We start from the raw sequence: 24,337 nt of genomic DNA, 5'->3' as shown, positions 1-24,337 counted from the left end.
CGCTCCCTGGGTCAGAACGCCACGCGCAGCGAGACGTCCGCCGTGCGCGGCGCGCCGAGGTAGGCGAAGGTGCTGCCGACGTTCACCGCGTGGATGCGGTCTGTCGCGTTGCGGATGCGGCCGACCACGGTGACGGTGTTGCTGACCTTCCAGCTCAGCCCGAGGTCCAGCAGCGTGTAGCCCGGCCAGCTCGCGGTGTTCGCCGCATCGGCGTACACCTTGCTCACGTGCCGCACGCCCACACTGGCCTCCAGGCGGGGCGTGAATGCATACGACACCCAGAGGTTCGCGACCATGGCCGGCGTGTTGGTCGGCGTGCGGCCCGCGAGCGACACGCCGCCCTGCGTGAAGCGCTCGTAGCGCGCATCCACATAGGTGAGGTTGCCCTGCAGCGACCATTGCCGCGTCGGCTGCAGGCCGAGCGCCAGCTCCACGCCCTTGGACGACTGCTCGCCCACGAGCACGGTGAGCGTGCTGTTGTTCGGGTCCTGCGTCGCGATGTTGTTGCGGTGGATGCTGTAGGCAGCAAGCGTGGCCGTGCCCTTGCCCTGCCAGAAATCGAGCTTGGTGCCGACCTCCACCTGCCGCCCTGTGGTGAGCTCGCTGTTGTTGCGCACGTCGGCGAACGATGCGGTGGAGAGCACGCCCGAAGGCGGGTCGGCCGCCGTCGCGTATTGCGCATACAGGCTCGCGCCCGGCGCCACATCCCACACCAGGCCGATGCGTCCGGTCGTGGGCTTGTAGCCGCGGTGGAAGCTGGCGGGGTTCGCTGCATCCAAGGTGCGGCGGTTCACAAGGTCGAGGTCGATGCGCTCGTGGCGCAGCGCGGTGACGAGGTGCAGCGAAGGCAGCAGCGCGGTGCGGTTCTCCAGGTAGAGCGCGGTGGCCCGCACCTTGTTGTCGCGGTCGGGGCGGAAGCCCGGCACCATGCCCTTCACCTCGAAGAAGCGCTCGACGGTGAAGGCATACGGGTTCACCGTGCTCACCGTACCGGTCAGGCTGTTGGGAAAGCGCGTCTGGCGGTTCACGCTGAAGTCCAGGCCGAAGGACCAGTCGCTCTTCAGCCCGCCGATCTGCCCCTTGTAGATGCCTTCGACGCGGTTGCCCCACACGTCCTGGTCGTGCCGCTGCAAAAACGCGCCCGAGCGGATCACCGCGGTGTTGCCCGGGTTGTAGCGGTAGCTCTCGACGTTGCGGTAGTCGCGCAGCGCGTCGTAGGCATAGAAGGTGTTCCTCAGCTGCAACGCATCGGTGGCCTGCCATTCGGTGACCGAGCGCAGCCACTGCACGCGCTGCGCGTAGAGCCCGTCGCTGCTGTTGAAGTTCCTGAAGCGGATGCCGGGGTCGATGCGCATCGTGCCGGCCGCCGGGTTGAGCACGGGCGTGCCCCAGTAGGGCCGGTCGACGTTCTCGTCCTGGAACTCGTAGGCCAGCGTGTGCTTCAGCCCCCCGCCCAGGTCCGAGAGCAGCGAGGCCGCGAGCTGCGTGGAGCGGCTGCCGGTGCCGTCGGTCCAGCCGTTGGCATCGCGGTGGTTCACGTCGATGCGCGCGTAGTGGCTGCCCGCGCCGCCATCGCCGGCCACGCGGCGGTTCAGCCCGAAGGAGGCTTCCTGCAGGTGCCGCGTGCCCAGGCGCAGCCGCGCTTCTGCGAAGTCGCTGCGTTCGGGCGCCTTGGTGATGTAGTTGATCGAGCCGCCCAGCGCACCCGAGCCGAACAGGAAGCTCGACGGCCCGCCGATGGCCTCGACGCGGTCGTAGATCCAGCTGTCCACCGGCCGGGCGGCAATCGAATACTGCACGTTGATGCCGTTGAAGAGCTGGCCGATCGAACCGGCGCCGAAGCCGCGGTAGCTCACGCCGATGTTGCCCGGCGCGTCGTGCGCGGTCACGCCCGGGATGGCGCGCAGGATCTCCTGCGTGTTCTGTGCGCCGCGCGCGTCGATGACCGAGCGGTTCACCACGGTGACCGAGGCCGGCGTCTCGCGCGGCGTGAGGCCCAGGCGGCTGGCGGTGTCGGAGGGGGTGTCGAGGTCGAGCCGGCCGTTGGGGCTTGGCGCCTCGTCGGTCACTTCGACCTGCGGCAGCGACCGTGCGGCCGCGCCGGCCAAACCGGGCTCTTGCGCGATGGCGAGGCCGGGTGCGCAGGCGACGCCGAACAGGGCCGCGAGCCCCAGCGTGGGGGCGGAAGGAATACGGGACATGGAATCTCTCTGGCGGCGGCGCGCGCAAGCCCGACAGGGGCGACAACGCAGCGCCGGCCGCGGAACGACCGAAGATCCACCGCGCGCCCAAAAGCGACGTCAGGTGGAGGAAGTGCGGGAGCTCAGGAGAGCGCGGGCGGCCCGCGCGCCGGCAGCGGCGAGGCCGTGGCTGCCGCGATGCGGGCAGCGGGAATCGATTGCAGCGCGCGGCCCAGCGGCAGCGGCGTGGGCAGCGCCACCTGCGCGGCGGGAGGCGGTGGCGCGGAGACCATGCACAGCGGACAGTCCATCGCCGCCATGCCCATCTCGGTGGGACCATCGTCGCCCTGCACGACGAGCTTGACGCTGCCGGTGGCGGAGCACACCAGCTCCATCGCCTGCGGGTTCACCAGGGGCGAAGCCCCCGCGACCAGCAACGAGGCCATGAACCATGCCAGCGCCAGGCGGCGCAGGAAGCAGAGGGTTCGAAGGACGTGCATGGCGCCGGATTATGGCGCGGGGCGATGCCCGCCCCTTCCCTTCGTCAGTCGACCGTGACCAGCTTGAGCCCGATCACGCCCGCCAGGATGAGCGCGATGCACAGCAGCCGCATAGGCGCGGCGGAGTCGCCCAGCACCACCATGCCCACGATCGCGGTGCCCGCCGCGCCGATGCCGGTCCACACCGCGTAGCCCGTGCCCATCGGCAGCGTGCGCATCGAGAGCGCCAGAAGCACCACGCTCGACAGGCCGGCACCCACCGTGAACAGCGCGGGCACCAGCCGCGTGAAGCCTTCGGACGACTTCATCGCGAAGGCGAAGACGATTTCGAGAAGCCCGGCGATGCCGAGCAGTGTCCATGCCATGGCGCGTCAGGCCGCAGCCGCCGCAGCAACCGTGGCTGCGGGCGTCGAGCGAAAGGTGACACCGAAGCGGTTGAAGGCGTTCATCAGGCTGATCGCATAGGTGAGATCGGCCAGTTCCTTGTCGCCGAATTCGGCGGTGGCGGCTTCGTAGTCGGTGTCGGGAACGCCGGTCTCGGCGACGCGCGTCACCGTTTCTGCCCAGGCGAGCGCGGCGCGTTCGCGTGCACTGAACACCGCGCCCGCGTCGTGCCACACCGGCACCAGCACCAGCTTGTCGACCGCGAGACCGGACTTCAGCAGGTCGCGCGAATGCATGTCGATGCAGTAGGCGCAGCCGTTGATCTGCGACACCCGCAGGTAGACGAGATCGACCAGTTGCTTGGGAAGGCCGCTTTTCTGGACGGCGACATACACCCCGCCGAAGGCCTTGTAGACGTCGGGCGAAACCTTGGCGTAGTCGATGCGATTGCTCATGGGGAGTCCTTGTGTGTTTGCTGATTGAGAAGGACTCCATCGTCGGAGATCTTGGTCCAGCTCAGAAGAGCCAAGAATGGCATCTGGTCCTAGGCCATGATTTTTCGATTCACATCAAGGCCAGGATGCGCCTGCCCAGCTTCTCGGCCGTGGCCCGGGAGTCGATGTTCGTGAAGTTGACGAGCAATGCCGAGGCGCCCTTGCCGATCTGCTGCCATTCCGACAACGCCTCCGCGAAGAGGCCGTCTTCCCGCATGCGCAGCATGAGCTTGCGGTCCGATTGGCGGCCCGTCAGCCGCAGGATGAGGTGCATGCCACCGGGCAGTGCGTCGATGCGCACGCGTTGGCCCAGCACGCTTGCCAGGCCCGCGCTGGTCGCCTCGCGGCGCTCGGCGTAGAGCTTGCGCATGCGCTGGATGTGACGCGCGAAGTGGCCCTCCTTGATGAAGGCCGTGACGATGGACTGCGTGAGTTCGGGGCTGCCCCCGGCGAAGGTCTGGATGATCTGCTCGAAGCGCTCGACCTGCGGTTCCGGCACCACGAGATAAGCCAGCCGGAGGCTCGGAAAAAGCACCTTGCTGAAGGTGCCCGCATAGAGCACGCGCCCGTCGCGGTCCAGGCTCTTGAGCGCAGGCAGGGGGCGGCTCACGTAGCGGTATTCGCCGTCGTAGTCGTCCTCGACGATCCATGCGTTGTTCCGCCCCGCCCAGTCCAGCAGCGCCAGGCGCCGCTGCAGGGACAGGGACACGCCCAGCGGGCTTTGGTGCGCCGGCGTGACCACGGCCATGCGCGCACGCGGCGCCGACCGGACGCCTTCGGCAACGACCATGCCGTCCGCGTCGACCGGCACCGGAACGGAGGCGATCTGCATGTGCGCGAGCAATTCCCGCGTGGGCGGATAACCCGGGTCTTCGAGCCAGACGCGGTCGCCCGCCTTCAGCAACGCGAGACCGATCAGCTCGATGGAGTGACGGTATCCCGAGGTCACGAACACTTGCGACGCCGCGCAATGGATCCCGCGCGACACCTGCAGGTAGGCAGCGATTTCCGCACGCAGCGCGGGCTGCCCGTAGACGGAGGGATGCGTCATGTCCGATGGCTGCATGGCCCGCGCGCACCGCGCACCGAGGCGCGCCCAGATCTTTCGGGGAAATTCGTCCAGCGCGGGCAAGCCCATCTGGAACGGAAGGATCGAATACGGGCGAAAGCCGATCGAAGAAGTCCCGGTGTCGATCACGGGCGACGGCATGGCCACGGGCGTGCGCGGCTTGAGGCCCGGCGTGACGATGGTGCCCGCCTGGCCGCGGGCCTGGATGTAGCCCTCGGCGGTCAGCAGGGAGTACGCGGTGTCGATGGTGCCTCTGGCCAGGCCGAGCTCCTTGGTCAACGCGCGTGCAGAGGGAATCCGGTCGCCCGGCTTGAGCAAGCCGCTGGCGATGGCGCTGCGCAATCGCTCGTAGATCTGGCGGTAGTAAGGCTCGGCCGCCGTGGGGTCCAGGGGCGAGATGGAGGTGGGCTTGCCGGCGGTCGTCATGCCAAATTATGGACCAGCCCCAATCTTCATTCATGGCTCTATGACATAGGCCATGTGCTTCCTAGACTTCTTCCTTCACAAGAAACTGGAAGTGGTCGCAATGAAGATCCTGCATGTCGTCTGCAGCTCCCGCGGGGAAGCCTCCGAGAGCTACCGGCTCTCCCGAAAAATCGTCGCGCGCCTCATGGGTCGCGAGCCGGCTGCAACGGTGATGAACCGGGTGATCGGCGGCAACGCCCTGCCCCATATCGACGCGAACTACGCGCTCGGCCAGCACTCGGCCACGGCGGAGATCGCGCACGGCGGCTCCATGGCCCAGTCCGACGAACTGATCCGGGAGCTGGAGGATTCGGATGCCGTGGTCATCGGAACACCGATGCACAACCTGGGCGTGCCCTCGGCGTTGAAGGCGTGGATCGATCACGTCGTGCGGGCGCGCCGCACCTTCAACACGGGCCCGGGCGGCAAGGTCGGCACGCTTCGCGACCGGCCTGTCTTCATCGCCATCGCTTCAGGCGGCAGTTTTTCCGGGGAGTACGCACGGCAGCCGGATTTTTTGACGCCGTACCTGACGGTCATCCTGGCCCAGATCGGGCTGAAGGACCTGCACTTCTTCTCGGTGCAGGGAACGGGCCTGGGGCCGGAAATCCTCGAGAAGTCGAGGGCGCTGGCCGACGAGGCGCTTCAGTCGTATTTCTTGCCGCGCGTCTAAAGCGCTTCCTGGATCGCCTGCTGCATGCAGCGCGTGATGCCGCGCACCGCCACTGAATCGGGCCGGCCGGTGAAGCGCAGCGCGCGCACCGGCACCGGGATGTGCGGCTCAAGCGTGAGCACATCGACCTTCTCGCGGTCCGCCGAACGCGCGGTGCAGCCATCGACCAGCGCGACGCCCAGGCCGTGGTGCGCCATGGCCAGCGCCGCGTGGTACGTCTGCACCGTCACCACTGCCTGCTGGAAGCCGACGCCGGCCTGCCGGCAGGCCTGGCTGAGACTCGTGCCGACCGGGTCGCGGCTATCGAGACCAATCACCGGGCGATCGACCAAGTCATGCAGCGCCACCGAGCCGTTGCGCACCAGCGCGCGCGGCAACATGCCCTTGGGCGCGATGCAGACCATGCGGCTGTCGGCCAGCGTCTCCTGCGTGAGCGAGGGATGCACCACGGGGCTGAAGGCGAAGCCCACGTCGGCCTCCTGCAGCAGCAGCGCCGACATGATCTGCGGCGAATGCAGCGACTCGACGGTGATCGCATAGCCCGGATGCTTTTCGCGAAACGCCTTGAGCGCGCGCGGCAATATCTCGTAGCTCAGCGCGAGCACGCTGAGGATGCGCAGCTCGCCCGTGTCGCTGCCGGCCTTGAGGTTGGCGGCCAGCCGCTGCACCTCGTCGAGCTGCGCGAACAGGCGCTCGATGTGCGGGTAGAGCGTGAGCGCCTCGGTGGTCGGCGAAAGCCGTCCCTTGGCGCGCTGGAACAGCGGAAAGCCCAGCTGCAACTCCGCATGCTGCAAGGTGCGGCTCACCGCCGGCTGCGTGATGTTGATGAGCCGCGCGGCCGCGCTCACGCTGCCGGTCAGCATGATCGCGTTGAAGACCTCGATGTGACGCAGCCGCATGGAGGGGCCAGGGGAATCAGTTGCCGGTCTTGCCGCGTGCGATGTCCATCACCATGCGCGTGGCGAGATACAGGCGCGGCTCGATGGAATCGACCAGCACGTATTCGGCATCGGCCGAGTGCGCGCCGAAGCCCTGCAGGCCGAAGCGCTCGACCACTGGCGCCTTGGTCTTGAGCGAAGCGAAGGCGGCATCGGTGCCGCCGCCGGCGGCCTTGTCGTCGGCGCCCAGCGGGCGGCCGAGCTCGTCCTTGTAGATCGTCTGCGCATGCTTGGCGAACGCGACCGAGGCGGCTGTGGCTTCGAGCGGCGGGCGGCGGCGCTCGAACTTCAGCTCGACCTTGGCTTCGGGAATCAGCTGCTTCTTCACGCGCTCGTTGACCTGCTGCTCGATGCGGTCGTAGTCGGCCACCTTGAGCACGCGCACGTCGGCGCCCGCGGTGGCTGCGGCCGGAATCACGTTGCGGTTGCTGCCCGAGCGGGAGATGGTCCAGTTCATCTTGAGGCCGGTGGCCGGATCGGAGAGGTCGCGCATCTGCAGGATCTGGTGCGACAGCTCGTAGAGCGCGTTCACGCCCAGCTCGGGCGCGGAACCCGCATGCGAGGCCTTGCCGGTGACGTTCAGCGTGACCGAGGCAATGCCGGCGGTGGCCAGCGAGAGCTTGTCGTCCTTGATGGAGGCGCCCTCGAAGGACATCACCGCATCGTGCTCGCCGCCCAGGCGCGTGAGAAGCGCGCGCGAGCCGGGCGAGCTGATTTCTTCGTCGCCGTTGATCAGCACGGTGAGCGTGCCGTATTCCTTGAACTTCAGCGCCTGCAGCATCGCCACCGTGTGGGTGATGACGGCCACGCCCTGCTTGTCGTCGGAGATGCCCAGGCCGTAGGCCTTGTCGCCCTCGATGCGGAACGGCTGCCGGTTGAGCATGCCCACGGTGTAGACCGTGTCCATGTGCGCGATGAGCATGATCTTCTTTGTGCCCGTGCCCTTGAAGGTGGCGCGCACGACGCGGCCGATTTTTTCGGGCGTGTCGTCCATGCGGTAGGCCTCGGCGCTCGGATCGATCAGCTCGACCTCGCCGCCCAGTGCCTTGAACTTCGCGGCGATGAGGTCGGAAATCTTCTCCAGGCCTTCGAGGTCACGGCTGCCCGATTCGATGGAAACGAGTTCCTTCAGCGTGTCGAGCAGCGCGGGCTTTTCCTTGGCGGCGAGCGAGGCGATGCGGGCATCGGGGGCGGCGAAGGCGGTGCCGAGGAAGGCGGCGCAAACGGCCGCAAGCAGAAATGGGGGGGGCTGTAATTTCATGGGTGCGGTTCTTCTTTGGTCTTGTCTCGTGTCTCGTCAGTGGGCCTTGTCCCAGTTGGGACCGATGCCGATCTCGGCGAGCAGCGGCACCTTGAGCGCCGCCACGCCGGCCATCAGGCGCGGGATTTCGGTGCGCACCCATTCGACTTCGGCCTCGGGCACTTCAAACACCAGTTCATCGTGCACCTGCATGATCATCTTGGTGGCGCGCTTCTCTTCGTCAAGCACGTTCTGTACCTTGACCATGCTCAGCTTGATGAGGTCGGCCGCCGTGCCCTGCATCGGCGCGTTGATGGCTTGCCGTTCCGCAGCCTTTTTGCGAGGGCCATTCCCGCCATTGATTTCACTAAGGTAAAGGCGCCGGCCGAACGCGGTCTCAACGTAGCCGTGCTCCCGCGCAAACTCCACCGTCTCATCCATGTACACCTTCACGCCCGGGTAGCGCGCGAAGTAGCGCTCGATGTAGGAGGCCGCGGCCTTGGTCTCGATGCCGAGGTTCTTCGCCAGGCCGAAGCTGCTCATGCCGTAGATGAGCCCGAAGTTGATGACCTTCGCATAGCGGCGCTGCTCGCTCGACACCTGGTCGGGCGTGGAGCCGAACACCTCTGCCGCCGTCGCGCGGTGCACGTCGATGCCTTCGGTGAAGGCGCGCAGCAGCGACTCGTCGCCGCTGATGTGGGCCATGATGCGCAGCTCGATCTGCGAGTAGTCGGCGCTGGCGATCACGCTGCCTGCGGGTGCCACGAAGGCTTCGCGCACGCGGCGGCCTTCGGGGGTGCGGATCGGGATGTTCTGCAGGTTCGGGTCGTTGCTGCTCAGGCGCCCCGTCACCGCCACAGCCTGCGCATAGTGCGTGTGGACGCGGCCCGTGCGCGGGTTGGCCAGCTGGCCGAGCTTGTCGGTGTAGGTGCCCTTGAGTTTCGACAGGCCGCGGTGCTCGAGGATCTTGGCGGGGAGCGGATAGTCCTCGGCCAGTTTCTCCAGCACTTCTTCATCGGTGCTGGGCGCGCCGCTCGGCGTTTTCTTGACCACCGGCAGGCCCAGCTTGGTGAAGAAGATCTCGCCGATCTGCTTGGGCGAACCGAGGTTGAAGGGCTGCCCCGCAATCTCGTAGGCCTCCTGCTCCAGCGCCATGATGCGCGTGCCGAGCTCGTGGCTCTGCGCGGCCAGCGTGGCGCTGTCGATCATCACGCCGTTGCGCTCGACGCGGTAGAGCGCCTCGCTCGAATCCATTTCGAGCTGGTAGATGAAGCGCAGCTTCTCGTTGGCTTCGAGCTGGGGCCACAGCGTGCGGTGCACGTCCAGGGTCTGATCGCTGTCCTCGCACGAGTATTCGGCGGCCTTGGCGATGTCGACCTGGCTGAAGGAGATCTGGTGCGCACCCTTGCCGCAGAGGTCTTCGTAGGAAATGCCGCTGCGGCCCAGGTGGCGCTCGGCCAGGGACGACAGGCCGTGCGGCCTGTGCACTTCGAGCACGTAGCTCTGCAGCATGGTGTCGTGCGCGTAGCCCTGCACCTCGATGCCGTGGTTGGCGAACACATGGCGGTCGTACTTGATGTGCTGGCCGAGCTTTTTCTTTTCGGGGTTCTCGAGCCAGGGCTTGAGCCTGGCGAGCACCTCGTCGATGGGCAGTTGCGCGGGCGCGTCGGGGTAGTTGTGCGTGAGCGGGATGTAAGCCGCCTCGCCGGGCTCGACGCTGAAGCTCACGCCGACGATCTGCGCGACCATTTCGTCTAGCGAGGTGGTCTCGGTGTCGATCGCCGCGAGTTCGGCGGCTTCGAGCCGCGCGAGCCAGGTGTCGAACTGCTCCCAGGTGGTGATGGTGTCGTACTTGAGGTTGCTCGCGGGCGCGGCGGCGTCGAGCGCGCTCAGGTCCGAAGGCTCGTCGAACAGGCCGCCCTGGTCGGTGTTGGCCTTGGCGGACTTCTTCTTGGCGTTCTCTTCGATCAGCTCGGGCGGAACCGCCTGTGCTTCGAGCGATTTGACGAGACTCTTGAAACCGAACTTCTCGTAGAAGGGCTTGAGGTCCTCGGTCTGCGGCGCGCCGACGGGCAGGCCTTCGAGCGACGGCAGGCCGGTGACGTGACCCTCGAGGTCGCAGTCGGTGCGGATGGTGACCAGGCGCCGGCTCAGGGGCAGCTTGTCTAGCGCCTTGCGCAGGTTCTCGCCGGCGGCGCCCTTCACTTCGGCGGCGCGTTCGACCAGCGCATCGAGCGAGCCGTATTCGAGCAGCCATTTGGCTGCTGTCTTGGGGCCGACCTTCTCGACGCCGGGCACGTTGTCGACCGTATCGCCCACCAGCGTCTGGTAGTCGACCATCAGGTTCGGCGGCACGCCGAACTCGGCCGTCACGCCAGCGATGTCGCGCTTCTTGCCGTTCATCGTGTCGATGATCGTGATGTGCTCGTCGACCAGCTGGCTCAGGTCCTTGTCGCCGCTGGAGACGATCACCTCGACGCCCTGCGCGGCGGCGATCTTGGCGAGCGTGCCGATCACGTCATCGGCCTCCACGTCGGGCACGCTGAGCACCGGCCAGCCCAGGAGCTTCACCACTTCGTGGACGGGGTCGATCTGGCTTCGCAGGTCGTCGGGCATCGGCGAGCGGTTGGCCTTGTATTCGGGATACCAGTCGTCGCGAAAGGTCTTGCCGGGCGCATCGAAGATGCAGGCCGCGTAGTCGGCGCGCACCTCGCGGCGCAGCGCCGTCATCATGTTGATCATTCCCCGGATGGCGCCGGTGGCCGGGCTCTTCGGGTCGCCGGGCACGGCGCGCAGGTCGGGCATGGCGTGGAAGGCCCGGTACAGGTAGCTCGAGCCATCGACGAGCAGCAGCGTTTTCTTGTCGGTCATCGGGCCATTTTGCCGTGCCCGGACCGGCGCGCAGAACCACGACGCCATGCGCCGCGCGCCGACACCCCTGGAACGGGTGCGCGCCTACAATCAAGGCATGCCTAGCTCCACACTCCTGATCGCCCGCCGCATCCTGCTGGCGCTGGCCTTTGCGGCCCCCTTCGCCACCGTGCAGGCGCAGCCCGCGCCCGCTGCCACCCCGGCCCCGGCGGAGCCGCTACAGAATCAGGAGCAGGCCGACGGCCGGCGCAACCAGAAGGTCGAGCACATCCATACAGAAGACAGTGGCGCCTCGGTCGACGAAGTCCGCTACGGCGGCCGCACGCAGAGCATCAACGTCACGCCGAAGTCGAACATGCCGGGCTACGAGGTCCTGCCGAACGACCCCGGCAGCGCACGCCCCGGTTCGGGCGACACGAACACCACCGGCAACGGCGCGCGCGTCTGGAACGTGATGAAGTTCTGACCGTGCAGTCGTCGTTCCCGTCCACCGCATCCCCGGCTCCTCGCTGAGCACCCCCCATGGCAGTTTTTACCGAAGTCGAGTTCGGCGAGGCAGACGCGCTCGTCCAGCGTCTGGGCATGGGCGCGCTGCGCGACCTGCGCGGCATCGAGGGCGGCATCGAGAACACCAACTACTTCGCGACCACCGAGTCCGGCGAGTTCGTGCTCACGCTGTTCGAGCGCCTCAGCGCCGAGCAATTGCCCTACTACCTTTGCCTCATGAAGCACCTGGCGGCCCGCGGCCTGCCGGTGCCGGAGCCCGTGGCCGACCCGGCCGTGGAAGCCCCCAAGGGCCACGCGCTGACGGTTCCCGCCAACGCGCCCTGCGAGCTGCTGCATATCGTGGCGGGCAAGCCGGCGGCACTGGTGCAGCGCCTGTCGGGCCACAGCGAACTCGCCCCGACCGCGGCGCACTGCGCCGAACTGGGCGCAATGCTGGCGCGCATGCACATCGCCGCGCGCGACTTCCCGCGCATCCAGCCGAACCTGCGCGGCCTGCCATGGTGGAACGAGACCGTTCCGGTGGTGCTGCCCTACATCGACGAATCGCAGGCCACGCTCTTGCGCGCCGAGCTCGCCTACCAGAACCACATCGCCGAGTCGTCGGCCTACGCGGCGCTGCCGCGCGGACCGGTGCATGCCGACATGTTCCGCGACAACGTGATGTTCGCGACCGATGGCGAGCCCGGCTCGCCGCCGCTTCTCACCGGCGTGTTCGACTTCTACTTCGCCGGCACCGACACCTGGCTCTTCGACCTCTCGGTGTGCCTGAACGACTGGGCCATCGACCTCGCCACCGGCGTGCACGACGCGGCGCGTGCCGACGCCCTGCTCTCGGCCTACGAAACCGTGCGTCCGCTGAACGCCTCCGAGCGCGCCCTGCTGCCCGCGATGCTGCGCGCCGCGGCGCTGCGCTTCTGGATCTCTCGCCTGTGGGACTTCCACCTGCCGCGCGAGGCCAGCATGCTCAAGCCCCACGACCCCACGCACTTCGAGCGCGTGCTGCGTTGGCGCGCCACCCACCCGCATGCCATGGCGCAGGCTCTCGAGCCGCTCATGGCCGCATGATCCGGACCCCATGAAACTCAACCTCGTGCCGGCGCGAACCGGCGCCGCCTGGGTCCGCTCCGGACTCAAGACCTTCTGGCAGCAGCCGCTCGCCTTCATCTCGCTGTTCTTCCTGCTGATGGCGGTGATCTCGACGGTGTCGGTGCTGCCGCTCATCGGCAGCATCGTCGCGCCTGTGTTCCTGCCCTTCATGACGCTGGGCCTGATGGTGGCGACCTCGGTGGCCTACGACGACAACGCCGACGGCCTCGGCCGCGCGGGCCAGCTTGGCGATGCGCAGCGTCCCACGGGCTCGGCGATGTTCGTCGCAGTGTTCGGCGCCATGCGCACCGAATGGCGCTCGCTGGTGGTGCTGGGCGTGATCTCGGCGATCTACTTCGTGTTCGCGGTGATGGTCACCGCGCTGGTCGACGGCGGGCAGCTCATGCGCGCCTACCTGCTGGACGATGCGATCACGCCCGAGGTGATGGCCAGCAGCGACTTCCAGCTGGCCCGCGTGCTCCTGATGTGCCTGAACCTGCCGCTGTCGCTGGCCATGTGGCACGCGCCGGCGCTGGTGCACTGGCACCGCGTGGAGCCGGTCAAGAGCATCTTCTTCAGCATCGTCGCGCTGTTCCGCAACTTCGGCGCCTATGCGCTGTTCGTGCTCGCGTGGTTCGGCGTGTTCTTGCTGGCCGGCATCGCGATGGGCCTGGTCGCGACCGTGCTGGTGGGCGTCGGCGCGCTGGGCGCGGGCGGCGCGGCCGTGGCGGTCGGCAACATCCTGATGATCGGCACGGCGCTGGTGCTGGCGGCGATGTCGCTGAGTTCGACCTGGTTCACGTTTCGCGACAGCTTCGATCCGAACTGACCGTCTCCGGTCAGTCCGCTCAGTCCGCCGAGGCGCGGTCCTTGCGCAGGCTCGCGAACAGCGACCACGCCATGCCTGCGAGCAACAGCAGGCCGACACCGAGAGCACCCCAGAGCCACCACTTGCGTGACGGATCGTTCGGCGCCGTCTCCGGAACGGGCGCGAGCGCGGCGGCAGCGACGGCAGCCTCCACCGCGGCCACGGGCAACGTGACCGAAGCGTCGTCCGCCACGACGGGTTTGTCCGCGGCGTAGCCCGGGATCAGCGTCGACAACGCGAGCGGTGCTCCCGGCACCGCACCTTGAACCGCGCCCTTGTCGGGCGCCGCGCTCCACGCCAGCGAGAACGGCGCGCCGCCCTGTGCAAGAAACACCAGCGTGCGCGGCGTGGCGCCCACCGCAATCGTCGGCGGCATCGCACCGAGCACGCTCACCGGACCGGAAGTGCGCAGCCGCAGGCGCGCATACACCGCACCGTCGAGCGCCAGCACGGGCGAACGCGCTTCGCCGCCGGCCTGCGCGAGCCGGTACACCACCGCGTCGAGCAGCGGCGCCTCGCCCGGGCCGGTGGGCAACGGCGTCGTTCGGCGCTGCTGGTGCCGCAGCGCGTAGAGCGGGTTGCGCGGCACGAACTGCGGCGGCGTCGCCGAAGCCGGTGTGGCATCGAGCAAGCCCGAGACGCCGACCTGCGCCAGCGTGTTGATGTCGGCCAGGTCGATGCGCAGGCTCTGCACCGGCAGGCCGCGCGGCAGCAGGTAGTCGCAATAGTCCTCGGCGCAGCGCTCCGGCTTCAGCGCGCCGGACCATTCGATCGGCGCCACCGGCTCGACCTCCTGCACGCTGTCGATCTCCACCTTGGAAAGCGGTGCGCCTTGCTGCGGATCGCTCCAGCGCAAACGCAGGAAGCGCGTGCGCAGGTTGCCGAGGTCGACCGCCATGCGCTCGATGGTCTGGCCGCCGTGGGCCAGGCGCACCAGTTGTTCCTCACCGCCAACTGGGCGCCATTGCCGCAGGTCCTCGCTGGCCTCCAGCCGGAAGGCGAACAGGCCGCGTGCATCGGGCACGACCTCGAAGCGCGCCTGCAGCAGGCTGCCCTTGACCTGGCTCACGTCGATGAGCCATTGCGTCGCGTCGTTCGGCTTGGCGGTGGTCTTGCCGTCAAGCGCCAAAGAGCCATCGGGACGCACGGTGAAAACCAGCGCGGCGTCGGCCGATGCGGTGTTGCTCGGCAGCGCAAAGATCGGCACAGCCCGCGAGGCCGTGCGCGGCGCGGCCGCTTCGTTGCGCAGCCAGGCATAGGGCACGGCATGCCCGGCGGCGTTGTGGACCCGCAGGTCACCGAGGTCGCCGTAGGCTGCGCGGCCGTAGATGGCGAGTGGCAGCGTGAGCCGGTGGTACGGCCCGGCGCCCTGCAGCGCGATGGGGGCGGAAGTGACCGGCTGCGCCTGCGCCACGCCAGCCGCAGCCATCAGCGCGACAAGGACAACGCGAATCGAACGGCCGCTCATGCCGCACCTCCTTCAGCCGGCGCCGTCTTCGGCTCCGGCTCTTCCTTCTTCGGCGGCACCGGCGCGAAATACCCCACCAGCAGCAGCAAGGCACCGACAGCAATGAACGACACGATGCGGAACAGCCCGCCGCGGTCCGCCAGTTCGACGAAGAACAGCTTCAGCACCACCACGCCGAGCAGCGCGGCACCCGCGATCCACAGCGTACGCACCCTGCGCCCGTGGCCGAGCACCATCGCGACCACGCCGCAGATCGCCCAGGTGATCGACAGCGCCGCCTGCGTGAGCCACGAGGCGTAGAGCGCGTCGAAACGCCACTCGACGCCCGCGTAGTGATGGCAGGCGCGCAGCACCATGCCGGTCAGCAGCGCGAGGCCGGTGAAGCCGACCGCGCCCTTCGCGACCATCGGCTGCACGCGCGCGAACGAGCCTTGTGGCAGCGCGCGCCACCAGAGCACCAACGCGAACAGCACAAGCCATTGCGCAAGTTCGAGCGGATTGAGCAGCGGCACATAAGGCAGCGGCGCCGCATCGCCAGGACTGACGGCGTTGGTGACCCACACCCATGCGAGCAGGTACACCGCCACGGGCGTTGCGGCGAACTCCAGGTAGGCGCTGCGGTATTCGCTGAGCGGCCAGCGCTGCAGCAGCACGCGCGAGCGCAGCGCCCACAGCACCAGCGCGGGCACGATGGCCCAGCCCAGCAACTGCCAGCTCGACCACTCGGCGCCGACGCGGCCGAGCTGCCACTGGCATTCGCGCGCCGCGAGCAGCAGGAAGAGCCAGAAGCCCGCGACGTGGAACGGCGTCAGCGCCGCGGCATCGAGCCAGCGCTTCTGCGCACGCAGCAGGCGCAGGTGCCACACGAGCGCCAGCGGCCACGCGATCCAGCCGAGCGCGCTCGACGGCACGTAGAACAGCGTCAGCCCGCCTGCGATGCCGTAGGCGGCGATCAGGCCGAAACCGGGCAGCGCGGCGATCGTCGCCTGGCCAAGCTGCGACCAATTGCGTCGATGCGCCACGAGCGCGCTGAGCACCGACGTCACGAGCACCACTGCCATTGCAACTGCGGGCACATGGCTCGCCAGCGCGTGGAGGTTCAGCACCCGGACGCTTTCGTCCAGCATGCCGAACAGCCACCAGCCCAGGCCCCAGACCACTGGCGTCCACAGCACCGCAGGCAGGGCGCACCACGCGTTGACCCAGCGCTTGCGCGCCGCGCCGGCGGGCTCGCCCGCGCGCGGTCGCGCTTCGTCGCGCAGCCAGTCGCCGGCCAGCAGCGCCGCAAGGCCCAGCACCACCGGCGTCCAGAAGCCGAGATGCCCGAAGGCGGGGCGCAGCACGCGCATGTCGCCGCCCATCTCCGCCAGCACGATGAAGAGGATCGCCGAGACCGCATGCAGCACGCCCGCGAACGCCGCGAGCGGCAGGTGCGCCATGCGCAGCGCCACCCACAGCACGACGGTGGCGGTCAGCGGCCACAGCAGCGCGGCCTGGGCAAGGCTGATCTGAAACAGCATCGCTAGGTGCAACAGGCCCGCGCCCGCGATCACGCCCACCACATTGCCGACCGACCACACGGGCTGCACGCCACGCGCCAGTGCCGCGCGGTGCGCCTGCAGCATCGACCAGGCGGCGCTGCCGAGCACGCTGAGCGCGATCAGGCAGGCGGCCGCGGCGCCTTGCCAGCCGCTCTCGAGCGCCTGCCCGGCATCGAGCCCATCGCCTGCGCGGTGCAGCGTGGCGATGAAGCCTGCTACCGCCAGCGCCTGCATGCCGAAGCTCACATAGGTGAACGGCAGCAGCGCGAAACGCACGGCAACCGCGAAGGTGACCGATGCGAGCACGGCCGTCGCCGCCGCGGCCCAGGGCGGTGTGAACCACTGCCACAAGAGCAGCGTGAGCGCGGCCATGCCGAGCCACGGCAAGGCGCTGCCGACGATGGCTTCGAGGCTGTCGCCTTCATCGAGCTTGGCGCGGCGATGCATGGCCCACATCGCGAAGGCGCTCGCCGCCACCAGCAGCGGGCCAATCACCGAGCCCTGCAGCAGCGGATGCCCGGCGGCCCCGTCGAGCTGCGTGGCTTCGAGCAGCTTCCACACCGCACCGGCGAACACCAGGAACGAGAAGGCGCGCGCATAAACGCGCCCTTGCCGCACACCCAGCCAATACATGCCGGCCGCCTCGACCGCCCACGCCGCGCCGGTCCACTGCCCCTCGAGGCCGAGCGGAATGGCGAGCGTGCCGAAGATCACGCCGACGATGGCGTAGGCCTCCGCCAGCAGCGCGAGGCCCTTGGGCTGCGTGGCGAACACCAGCCGCCCCATCACGAGATAAAACGCCGCGAGCGCCATCGCCGAGAAGGCGGCGCCGTACTCCCACGGCCGCATCAGCAGGTACTGCATGCCGAAGGCGACCATCGGCGTGCCGAACACCAGCGAGCTGTCGACCCGGCCGGCGCGGCGCAAGGTGTCGAGCGCGCGCGTTGCGAGCGGCTGCGCAGGCTGCACCGGCGCATCGAACAGCGTGCGGCGCGCGAAGAACAAACCGATGGCAGTGAACAGCAGGAAGAACACGACGAGGAACGGCTGCACGATGCCGTACTGGTCGTCGGTGTAGTACTTGTGCGCCCAGCCGGCCGCGAGCGTGAAGGTGCCGACGAATCCGATCAGGTTGAGCACGCGCCAGGCCTTGAACCAGGCGATCAGCACGATGCCCACGTCGAGCACCAGCAGGTAGGTGAAGAGGCCCACCGGCTGGTTGGAGCCGGTCGATGCCAGCACCGGCGCCGCGAAGCCTTCGAGCGCGGCGACGATCGCAAGCAAGGGCGCGTTCTGCAGCACCGCGAGCGCAGCGCTGAGCACCGCCACGCCGAACAGGAACGCGAAGCCCACGCTGGCCGGCAGCAGGCCGCTGAGCTTCATGGCCGCGAGCGTCGTGAGATAGAAGACGCCGATGCCTGCCCCCTGCAATATCAGCGCATAGCCCGCGCGCTTGTGGCGCAGCAGCCAGCCCAGCACCAGGAGGCCCGCGCCCACCAAGGCGACCGCGGCGTAGCGCAGTTCGATCGGCACGGTGACGCGTTCGGCCGTGTAGCGCAGCAGGAAGGCCAGGCCGAGGAACAGGATCAGCACGCCGAGCTTCACCAGCATGTTGCCGCCGAAGATCAGGTTGGCGATCGGTGCGGGCAGGCGGTCGCGCAGCGGGACCGATGGCGGCGGCGGGGGTGGACGGCGAACCAGCGGCGGCACGGCGACCGGCGCAGGGGTGGCGACGGTTTCAGGCAGACGTGGCGCGGCGGGTTTGTCGGCAGCGGGAACGACGGGTGCGGCAGGCGCCTCTGCGGCGGGCTCCTTGGCAACGACGACAGGTTGCGGGACCTGCATGGTCGAGATGCGGGGCCGCGTCATCTCGGCGGCGCGTGCGGTCGCCGGTTGACCCAAGGGCAGTGAAGGCGATTCGGCCACTGGCGTGCCGGCCATGGAGGTGGCGAGATCGCTGACCGGCGTGGCCGGTGCCACGACTACTTCGCTTGGGCCCTGCGCGAGCCGGCGTTCGAGCTGGCTGACCCGCTCCTCGAGCTCGGTCACCCGCTGCTGCAGCTTCAGCACGCCGCCAGCGGGTGCCGTCGTGGCCGGCGTGCCAACGGTGCGGCCGTCCGGCAAGCCGCCTTCAGCCTCGGTGCGTTGCGGCGCATCCTTTTTCTTCTTGCCGAACAGCTGCGAGAACGCATACGCGCCGACGAGTGCGAGAACCAGCGCCACGGGCACCGATTCGAACAGCGCCCCAATGAACAGGCCGGCCATCATGCCTATGAACCACATCCCTGACTCCCCATGTTTTGGCGAGTCCGGAGTGTACGGCTGATCTAGGCTGAAGCCGCTGCGGCGCCCGCCCGGCCTATGCTGTCAGCTATAGGTTTGGTAGCAGCCTCAGACCGGCGTGAGCTTGGCCACCGACAGCGCCAGCCACTTCACGCCGTGCCGCGTGAACTTGACCTGCGCGCGCGCGTCGTCGCCCGAGCCTTCGAGGGCCACCACCGTGCCCTCGCCGAACTTGTTGTGGAACACCTGCATGCCCGAACGCAGGCCGTGCGACGGTGCGGTCTTCTGCGGTGGCACCGGCGGACTGGCGAAGGTGTCCTTGCTGCCGCCGTAGCTGCTGCTTCCACCGCTGTAGCCGCCACTGCCACCACGCGTGCTCGCGTAGCCGCCGCCGTAGCCGAAGGCCGATGGCGTGAAGCCCTGGTTCTTCGGCGTGAGCCACTTGAGCGCGCCTTCGGGCAGTTCGTCAAAGAAGCGGCTCTTGACGTTGTACCGGGTCTGGCCGTGCAGCATGCGCGTCTGCGAATGGCTCAGGTACAGGCGCTTGCGGGCGCGCGTGATCGCCACGTACATCAGGCGGCGTTCTTCCTCGAGGCTCTCGAAATCGCTCATCGAGTTCTCGTGCGGGAACAAGCCCTCTTCCATGCCGGTGATGAACACGCAGTCGAATTCGAGGCCCTTGGCAGCGTGCACCGTCATGAGCTGCACCGCGTCCTGGCCGGCCTGCGCCTGGTTGTCGCCCGACTCGAGCGCGGCGTGCGTGAGGAACGCCGCCAGCGGGCTCAGCGTTTCGCCGGTTTCGGCGTCGGGGGCGAGCGGCTCGTCGAGCACCGGGCGGGTCGGATCGATGCCCTGGCTCGCGGGCGACTGGCGCAGTTCATCGACCGGCAGCGCCACCGCATCGCGGCCGAAGCCTTCCTGCGTGACGAAGCTCTCGGCCGCATTCACCAGTTCGTCCAGATTCTCCAGTCGATCGGCGCCTTCGCGGTCGGCCTTGTAGTGTTCGACGAGGCCGCTGTGATCGAGCACCAGCTCGATGATTTCGCGCAGGCTCACACCCTGGGTCTGCTCCCGCAGCACGTCGATCTTGGCGACGAAGCCCGTGAGGTTCGCGCCCGCCTTGCCGCCAACCACGCTGACCGCGTCATGCAGCGAACGCCCCGCCGCACGCGCCGCGTCCTGCAGGGTTTCGAGCGTGCGTGCGCCGATGCCGCGCGGCGGAAAGTTGACGACGCGCAGGAAGCTGGTGTCGTCGTCCTTGTTCTCCAGGAGGCGCAGGTAGGCCAGCGCGTGCTTGATTTCGGCGCGCTCGAAGAAGCGGAGGCCCCCATACACGCGGTACGGCACCGAGGCATTGAAGAGCGCCGTTTCGATCACCCGGCTCTGCGCATTGCTGCGGTAGAGCACGGCCATCTCCTTGCGGTCGAAGCCGTCGCGCACGAGCTGGCGCATTTCCTCGACCATCCACTGCGCCTCGGCGAGATCGGTGGGCGATTCGTACACGCGCACCGGCTCGCCCGGGCCCTGGTCGGTGCGCAGGTTCTTGCCCAGGCGCTTCTTGTTGTGGCTGATGAGCTCGTTGGCCGAGTCGAGGATGTTGCTGTAGCTGCGGTAGTTCTGCTCCAGCTTGATCTGGTGCTGCACGTCGAACTCGCGCACGAAGTCGGCCATGTTGCCCACGCGCGCACCGCGGAAGGCGTAGATGCTCTGGTCGTCGTCGCCCACCGCGATCACGCTGTTGTTCGGGTTCGGCGTGAACTGGCCGCCGACCGTGTGGCCCGAGAGCATCTTGATCCACGCGTACTGCAGGCGGTTGGTGTCCTGGAACTCGTCGATCAGGATGTGGCGAAAGCGCCGTTGATAGTGCTCGCGCACCGGATCGTTGTCGCGCAGCAGCTCGTAGCTGCGCAGCATGAGCTCGCCGAAGTCGACCACGCCTTCGCGCTGGCATTGCTCTTCGTAGAGCTGGTAGAGCTCGACCTTCTTGCGGTCGTCGTCGCTGCGGATCTCCACACCCTTCGGACGCAGGCCGTCTTCCTTGGCGCCGGCGATGAACCACTGGGTCTGCTTGGCGGGAAAGCGCTCGTCGTCGACGTTGAACTGCTTCATCAGGCGCTTGATGGCCGAGAGCTGGTCTTGCGTATCGAGGATCTGGAAGGTGGAAGGCAGGTTGGCGAGCTTCCAGTGGGCGCGCAGCAGGCGGTTGCACAGGCCGTGGAAGGTGCCGATCCACATGCCGCGCACGTTGACCGGCAGGATCGCCGTCAGCCGCGTCATCATTTCCTTGGCGGCCTTGTTGGTGAAGGTCACGGCGAGGATGCCGCCGGCGGAGACCTGGCCGGTCTGCAGCAGCCAGGCGATGCGGGTGGTGAGCACCCGGGTCTTGCCGGAACCGGCGCCCGCCAGGATGAGCGCATTGCCCTGTGGCAAGGTGACCGCAGCGCGCTGCTCCGGGTTCAGGTTCTGCAACAGCGGCAGTTCCGAGGGGTTGGCATCAGCCGCAGGATCGTTAAACAACATCCACCGATTGTAGAAACCACCGCGTATGCGGGTTATACGAAGAACTGGAAGACCTGCCTTCAGGACACCGCGTAAAATCAATCACCGGGCCCAAGATTCTTGCGCCCGGTTTTTTGTGCCCGTCTTTTGCTGAAAGACGCCGCAATGACCGGCCGGACCAAGCGCTCATTCGTTTTTTTCAACGATTCCTTTCAGGAGCCTGGTCATGCAGATTTTCGATTACGACAACATCCTTTTGCTCCCCCGCAAGTGCCGCGTGGAGAGCCGCTCGGAATGCGACGCCAGCGTGACGCTGGGCGAACGCACGTTCCGCCTGCCGGTGGTGCCGGCCAACATGAAGACGGTGGTCGACGAGTCGATCTGCCTGTGGCTCGCGCAAAACGGCTACTTCTACGTGATGCACCGCTTCGACCTGGACAACGTGAAGTTCGTCAAGGACATGCAGGGCAAGGGCGTGTTCGCCTCCATCTCGCTCGGCGTGAAGAAGCCCGACTACGAGACCGTCGACCAGCTGGTGGCGCAAGGTCTCGTGCCCGAATACATCACGATCGACATCGCGCACGGTCATGCCGACAGCGTGAAGAACATGATCGGCTACCTCAAGGAGAAGCTGCCCAAGGCCTTCGTGATCGCCGGCAACGTCGGCACGCCCGAAGCGGTGATCGACCTGGAGAACTGGGGCGCGGACGCAACCAAGGTCGGCATCGGCCCGGGCAAGGTCTGCATCACCAAGCTCAAGACCGGCTTCGGCACGGGTGGCTGGCAGCTGTCGGCGCTCAAGTGGTGCGCGCGCGTGGCGACCAAGCCGATCATTGCCGACGGCGGCATTCGCGACCACGGCGACATCGCCAAGAGCGTGCGCTTCGGTGCATCGATGGTGATGATCGGCTCGCTGTTCGCAGGGCATGAAGAATCGCCGGGCAAGACGGTCGAGGTCGACGGCACGCTCTTCAAGGAGTACTACGGCTCGGCCAGCGACTTCAACAAGGGCGAGTACAAGCACGTCGAGGGCAAGCGCATCCTCGAACCGATCAAGGGCAAGCTTGCGGACACGCTGGTCGAGATGGAGCAGGACGTGCAGAGCTCCATCAGCTATGCGGGCGGCCGCACGCTGATGGACATCCGCAAGGTCAACTACGTCACGCTGGGCGGCGACAACGCGGGCGAACACCTGCTGATGTAGCCGCCTCGCTCCGGGACCGTGCCGGTCAGGCTTCGAGCAGTTGCACCGCGTGGCGGTGCAGCGAGTGGGCCGGATCTGCGAATGCATCGACCACGCCGAAGTGGTCGAGGCCCGGGAGCACCTCGCACACCGGCACAGCGTTGCGGCCCCAGGCGTCGCGGATCATCGCGTTGTGGCGGATGAATTCGGGGCTCTCTTCGCCACCAACAGCCGCGTAGAGTTGGCCGCGCGGCGGCGCGGGCCAGAGCGCCGGGCTCGCACGACGGGCATCTGCATCGGTCAGCTTCAGCGTGTGCTCCAGGAACGGTGTGCGTTGCAGCGGTCGTAGGTCGTACAGGCCCGAGATCGAGAGCGCATTGCGCGCCAGCTGCGCGGGCAGATCGGGTGCGACTGCTTTCCAATCGCAGGACAACAAGGCCGCCGCCATGTGGCCACCGGCCGAATGTCCCGCGACGGTGATGCGCGAGGGATCGCCGCCGTAGGCCGTGACGTGGCGCCAGGTCCATTCGAGCGCACGCAGCACCTGCATGAGGATATCCGGCACGGTGACGGGCGCTTCGACGGGCCCGGGACACAGCGCGTAGTTGGGCACGACGACGCAGATGCCGCGGTCGTTGAACGATGGCGCGATGAAGGAATGCTGGCTCTTGTCCATCGCGCGCCAGTAGCCGCCGTGGATGAAGACCAGGACCGGCGCGTCGGGGATCGGCGCCGGAAAAATGTCGAGCGTTTCGTTCGGGCCTTCGCCGTAGCGCAGGTCGATCCGGCCCGGCAAGGCATCACGTACCGCAGCCGATTCGCGCGTCCAGCGCTCGAAGTACGCCGGATGGTTTTTCACCCGCGCGAGGTTGTTGTACATGCCTTCCAGCCAGGCGGGGTCGTACGAGGCCATGCGATTGCTGCTCTTGGTTTTGCGAGGCGCGAATCTTGGCACGACAACGTGCGCCGGGACGGGAGTCTGGTTAGAATTTACGTCGTGTTGGGGGGGTAGCTCAGCTGGGAGAGCGCCGCGTTCGCAATGCGGAGGTCGTGAGTTCGATCCTCATCCTCTCCACCAACCGATTTGAAAAGGCCTTGGCAACCGCCAAGGCCTTTTCTTTTTGGCGCTCAGGTATCGAGCGTCAGATGCTGGCCATGCAACGCCGCCGCGGCAGGCGATGCGAGAAAACCGATGGTCTGCGCCGCGACCGACGTCGACACCCACTCGGCCGGATTGGCATCGGGCATCGCCTGGCGATTCGCTGGTGTGTCCAGCACGCTCGGTGCGACGCTGTTCACGCTGACGCCGTGCGGCGCGGCTTCGGCAGCCATCGCTTCCACCAAGCGCTGCAATGCGCTCTTCGATGCGATGTACGCGGCCATTGCCGGCACTCCGCGCGCCGCAACCTTCGCCGTCACGGCGACTATGCGGCCGGCCTTGCGCTCGATCATCGAGGGCAGCACGGCCTGCGTCACCGCGACGAACGACCAAGCGTTGAGATTCATCATGCGGTCCCAGCTCGCACGCGACAGCGCATGCGTTGCCTCGCCCATTTCGAAGCCACCGGCAATGTGCACGAGCGCGTCGACACGGCCGAATGCCTTGAGCACCTGGCCGGTCAGTTCGGCCATGTCGGGTGCCGAGGTCACGTCGCCTGCGAGCAGCAGGTGCTGCGAGTTGTCGAGCCCCGGGAAGACCTCGGCCAATCGACCTGCATGGTGATCGACCAGTGCAAGGCGTGCGCCTTGCTCAAGGAAGTGCTGCGCCATGGCCCGACCCAGCGCGCCCGCAGCACCGGTGATCACGACATGGGGCGTGGTGTTTGCATCGCTCATAAGAAAATGCTCCTGATTGTGAGGAGGGGAATGGCCCCGTCGGTGGCGCATCCTAACGCCGCGGTTCACAATTTTTTTGGACACCGGAAAATTCTGGGATATACTCGTGGTCTTGCCTGAAAACGCTAGTCGCTTACAGTGCAGGGGCTCTTAGCTCAGTTGGTAGAGCAGCGGACTCTTAATCCGTAGGTCGAGTGTTCGAGTCACTCAGGGCCCACCACCAACATGGCGGAAACGCTGAAAAAGCCTGCA

The 24,337-nt window shown here is 67.5% G+C and carries 18 protein-coding genes and 2 tRNA genes; 7 read left to right on the top strand and 13 right to left on the bottom strand.

Annotated features, from left to right (window positions below; all coding sequences use genetic code 11):
• Positions 1-11: 11 nt before the first annotated feature.
• The 5 genes from NU688_RS00555 to NU688_RS00535 all read right to left on the bottom strand — a co-directional run bounded on the left by NU688_RS00555 (position 12) and on the right by NU688_RS00535 (position 5,053).
• Entirely contained in the window at positions 12-2,201 is a 2,190-nt protein-coding gene (locus tag NU688_RS00555) for a TonB-dependent siderophore receptor (RefSeq protein WP_257858596.1), read from the bottom strand.
• Between the two features lie 122 nt (positions 2,202-2,323).
• Complete coding sequence (locus NU688_RS00550; protein ID WP_257858594.1) at positions 2,324-2,680, bottom strand: DUF2946 family protein; 357 nt, start codon at positions 2,678-2,680, stop codon at positions 2,324-2,326.
• Positions 2,681-2,724: 44 nt separating this feature from the next.
• Positions 2,725-3,045: a multidrug efflux SMR transporter gene (locus NU688_RS00545; protein WP_257858593.1), complete on the bottom strand. Its 321-nt coding sequence runs from the start codon at positions 3,043-3,045 to the stop codon at positions 2,725-2,727.
• Positions 3,046-3,051: 6 nt separating this feature from the next.
• Entirely contained in the window at positions 3,052-3,519 is a 468-nt protein-coding gene (locus NU688_RS00540; protein WP_257858592.1) for a carboxymuconolactone decarboxylase family protein, read from the bottom strand.
• A 109-nt stretch (positions 3,520-3,628) separates the two neighbouring features.
• Positions 3,629-5,053, bottom strand: a complete 1,425-nt coding sequence (locus NU688_RS00535) for a PLP-dependent aminotransferase family protein (RefSeq protein ID WP_257858591.1) — start codon at positions 5,051-5,053, stop codon at positions 3,629-3,631.
• Positions 5,054-5,153: 100 nt separating this feature from the next.
• Here NU688_RS00535 and NU688_RS00530 point away from each other — a divergent pair, with 100 nt between their 5' ends.
• Positions 5,154-5,765, top strand: coding sequence for an FMN-dependent NADH-azoreductase (locus NU688_RS00530; RefSeq protein WP_257858590.1), 612 nt, complete (start codon positions 5,154-5,156; stop codon positions 5,763-5,765).
• Here NU688_RS00530 and NU688_RS00525 read toward each other — a convergent pair.
• Genes NU688_RS00525 through polA form a run of 3 tightly spaced genes read right to left on the bottom strand, consistent with a single transcriptional unit; the run spans position 5,762 to position 10,814 of the window.
• On the bottom strand, positions 5,762-6,664 hold the full coding sequence (locus NU688_RS00525) for a LysR family transcriptional regulator (protein WP_257858589.1): 903 nt from the start codon (positions 6,662-6,664) through the stop codon (positions 5,762-5,764). The two genes, NU688_RS00530 and NU688_RS00525, sit on opposite strands and share 4 nt — an antisense overlap.
• 16 nt (positions 6,665-6,680) lie before the next feature.
• The gene (locus tag NU688_RS00520; RefSeq protein ID WP_257858588.1) at positions 6,681-7,964 is read right to left on the bottom strand and encodes a M20/M25/M40 family metallo-hydrolase; all 1,284 of its coding nucleotides are present in this window, start codon (positions 7,962-7,964) and stop codon (positions 6,681-6,683) included.
• A 36-nt stretch (positions 7,965-8,000) separates the two neighbouring features.
• The gene (polA, locus tag NU688_RS00515; protein WP_257858587.1) at positions 8,001-10,814 is read right to left on the bottom strand and encodes a DNA polymerase I; all 2,814 of its coding nucleotides are present in this window, start codon (positions 10,812-10,814) and stop codon (positions 8,001-8,003) included.
• 97 nt (positions 10,815-10,911) lie between these two features.
• Here polA and NU688_RS00510 point away from each other — a divergent pair, with 97 nt between their 5' ends.
• From NU688_RS00510 to NU688_RS00500, 3 genes are read left to right on the top strand one after another with little or no spacing between them, the layout of a single operon-like run.
• Complete coding sequence (locus NU688_RS00510) at positions 10,912-11,280, top strand: hypothetical protein (protein WP_257858586.1); 369 nt, start codon at positions 10,912-10,914, stop codon at positions 11,278-11,280.
• 56 nt (positions 11,281-11,336) lie between these two features.
• Positions 11,337-12,386, top strand: a complete 1,050-nt coding sequence (locus tag NU688_RS00505; protein ID WP_257858585.1) for a homoserine kinase — start codon at positions 11,337-11,339, stop codon at positions 12,384-12,386.
• Between the two features lie 10 nt (positions 12,387-12,396).
• On the top strand, positions 12,397-13,236 hold the full coding sequence (locus NU688_RS00500; protein WP_257858584.1) for a BPSS1780 family membrane protein: 840 nt from the start codon (positions 12,397-12,399) through the stop codon (positions 13,234-13,236).
• Positions 13,237-13,255: 19 nt separating this feature from the next.
• Here the strand turns inward: NU688_RS00500 and NU688_RS00495 are convergent, their stop codons facing one another.
• The 3 genes from NU688_RS00495 to NU688_RS00485 all read right to left on the bottom strand — a co-directional run bounded on the left by NU688_RS00495 (position 13,256) and on the right by NU688_RS00485 (position 21,087).
• Positions 13,256-14,743 carry a DUF3999 domain-containing protein gene (locus NU688_RS00495; protein ID WP_257858583.1) on the bottom strand — a complete coding sequence of 496 codons (1,488 nt, stop codon included), beginning with the start codon at positions 14,741-14,743 and terminating at the stop codon, positions 13,256-13,258.
• Complete coding sequence (locus NU688_RS00490) at positions 14,740-18,567, bottom strand: DUF2339 domain-containing protein (RefSeq protein WP_257858582.1); 3,828 nt, start codon at positions 18,565-18,567, stop codon at positions 14,740-14,742. Before NU688_RS00490 ends, NU688_RS00495 begins: the two co-directional genes overlap by 4 nt.
• 108 nt (positions 18,568-18,675) lie before the next feature.
• On the bottom strand, positions 18,676-21,087 hold the full coding sequence (locus NU688_RS00485; RefSeq protein WP_257858581.1) for a UvrD-helicase domain-containing protein: 2,412 nt from the start codon (positions 21,085-21,087) through the stop codon (positions 18,676-18,678).
• A 205-nt stretch (positions 21,088-21,292) separates the two neighbouring features.
• Between NU688_RS00485 and NU688_RS00480 the strand changes: the two genes are divergently transcribed.
• The gene (locus NU688_RS00480; RefSeq protein ID WP_257858580.1) at positions 21,293-22,270 is read left to right on the top strand and encodes a GMP reductase; all 978 of its coding nucleotides are present in this window, start codon (positions 21,293-21,295) and stop codon (positions 22,268-22,270) included.
• Positions 22,271-22,295: 25 nt separating this feature from the next.
• Here NU688_RS00480 and NU688_RS00475 read toward each other — a convergent pair whose 3' ends face one another.
• The gene (locus NU688_RS00475) at positions 22,296-23,162 is read right to left on the bottom strand and encodes an alpha/beta hydrolase (RefSeq protein WP_257858579.1); all 867 of its coding nucleotides are present in this window, start codon (positions 23,160-23,162) and stop codon (positions 22,296-22,298) included.
• Positions 23,163-23,251: 89 nt separating this feature from the next.
• Between NU688_RS00475 and NU688_RS00470 the strand changes: the two genes are divergently transcribed.
• Positions 23,252-23,327 (top strand) — tRNA-Ala (locus NU688_RS00470).
• A gap of 50 nt (positions 23,328-23,377) precedes the next feature.
• Here NU688_RS00470 and NU688_RS00465 read toward each other — a convergent pair.
• Positions 23,378-24,085 carry an SDR family NAD(P)-dependent oxidoreductase gene (locus NU688_RS00465; protein WP_257858578.1) on the bottom strand — a complete coding sequence of 236 codons (708 nt, stop codon included), beginning with the start codon at positions 24,083-24,085 and terminating at the stop codon, positions 23,378-23,380.
• A gap of 144 nt (positions 24,086-24,229) precedes the next feature.
• On the opposite strand from NU688_RS00465, the gene NU688_RS00460 reads away from it, so the two are divergent.
• Positions 24,230-24,305 (top strand) — tRNA-Lys (locus NU688_RS00460).
• Positions 24,306-24,337: the final 32 nt, after the last annotated feature.

Origin of the sequence: Variovorax sp. ZS18.2.2 (assembly GCF_024701975.1) — a bacterium.
Lineage (GTDB): Bacteria > Pseudomonadota > Gammaproteobacteria > Burkholderiales > Burkholderiaceae_C > Variovorax.
Note: the sequence above shows the minus strand (reverse complement) of the source record. Positions and strands in the feature narration are given on the sequence as shown.